Here is a 298-nt window from a genome sequence, read left to right as displayed (position 1 = left end):
TCGCCGGGCAGGCGGACGAGGTCATCATCACCGTCCCCAAGGGCGGATATGTGCCGCATTTCGAATATGCGCACGGCTCGCAAGTCCTGGCGTCACCGGTCGAGAGCCCCGATGGTTCGCCAGGCGTCGAGGCCAACGGGCACGACCGGGTATTTCCCGGCTCCCGTCGCTCGATATTGCTGACGGCGCTGGTCCTCGGGACGGTCCTCGTCATCGCCGCGGCTTTTCTCTACCTCGCGCTTGCCCCTGCCCTGTCGGTCTGGCGCGGCCCGCTGTCCGGGACGCCGCGAGAGAAGGC

Annotated in this window: 1 pseudogene; it reads left to right on the top strand. The window is 68.1% G+C overall.

Annotated features, from left to right (window positions below):
- A pseudogene (locus ACPYOI_RS36115) lies at window positions 1–298 on the top strand (hypothetical protein); the annotation flags it as partial.

It is taken from the genome of Rhizobium sp. SVR5-2C, from assembly GCF_056755115.1.
Note: the sequence above shows the minus strand (reverse complement) of the source record. Positions and strands in the feature narration are given on the sequence as shown.